General features: G+C 64.0%; 1 protein-coding gene. It reads right to left on the bottom strand.

Annotated features, from left to right (window positions below; all coding sequences use genetic code 11):
* A partial coding sequence (gene tuf / locus MCHT01_RS25320; protein ID WP_148661741.1) for an elongation factor Tu occupies positions 1 to 1151 on the bottom strand: 1151 nt, incomplete at both ends.

Here is a 1151-nt window from a genome sequence, read left to right as displayed (position 1 = left end):
GCCACGACGCCCGAGCCGACGGTACGACCGCCTTCACGGATGGCGAAGCGCAGACCCTGCTCCATGGCGATCGGAGCGATCAGCTTCACGGTGATGCTGACGTTGTCGCCAGGCATGACCATTTCCTTGTCCTTCGGCAGCTCCACGGCACCGGTCACGTCCGTCGTGCGGAAGTAGAACTGGGGACGGTAGTTGTTGAAGAACGGGGTGTGACGGCCGCCTTCTTCCTTGCTCAGAACATAGATCTCAGCAGTGAAGTGGGTGTGCGGCTTGATCGTGCCGGGCTTGGCCAGCACTTGGCCGCGCTCGACGTCTTCACGCTTGGTGCCGCGCAGCAGGATACCGACGTTGTCGCCGGCTTGACCCTGGTCCAGCAGCTTGCGGAACATTTCCACGCCGGTCACGGTGGTCTTCTGCAGATCGCGGATACCCACGATCTCGATTTCCTCGCCGACCTTGACGATGCCGCGCTCGACGCGACCGGTCACCACGGTGCCGCGGCCCGAGATCGAGAACACGTCTTCGACCGGCAGCAGGAAGGCGCCGTCAACGGCACGGTCCGGCTGGGGGATGTACGTGTCCAGCGCGTCAGCCAGGCGCATGATGGCCTGCTCGCCCAGATCGCCCGTGTCGCCTTCCAGCGCCAGCTTGGCCGAACCCTTGATGATCGGGGTGTCGTCGCCCGGGAAGTCGTACTTGCTCAGCAGCTCGCGGACTTCCATTTCCACCAGCTCCAGCAGCTCGGCGTCGTCCACCATGTCGCACTTGTTCAGGAAGACGATGATGTACTTCACGCCGACCTGACGCGCCAGCAGGATGTGCTCGCGGGTCTGGGGCATCGGGCCGTCAGCGGCCGAGCACACCAGGATCGCGCCGTCCATCTGCGCCGCGCCCGTGATCATGTTCTTCACATAGTCAGCGTGACCCGGGCAGTCAACGTGCGCGTAGTGACGGTTGGCCGTCTCGTACTCGACGTGAGCCGTGTTGATCGTGATGCCGCGCGCCTTTTCTTCGGGAGCCGCGTCGATCTGGTCGTAGGCCTTGGCCTCGCCGCCGAACTTCTTCGACAGCACGGTCGCGATCGCGGCCGTCAGCGTGGTCTTGCCATGGTCAACGTGACCAATCGTGCCCACGTTCACGTGCGGCTTGGT

The organism is Mitsuaria chitosanitabida ATCC BAA-476 = NBRC 102408 (assembly GCF_001598255.1).
GTDB lineage: Bacteria > Pseudomonadota > Gammaproteobacteria > Burkholderiales > Burkholderiaceae_C > Roseateles > Roseateles chitosanitabidus.
Note: the sequence above shows the minus strand (reverse complement) of the source record. Positions and strands in the feature narration are given on the sequence as shown.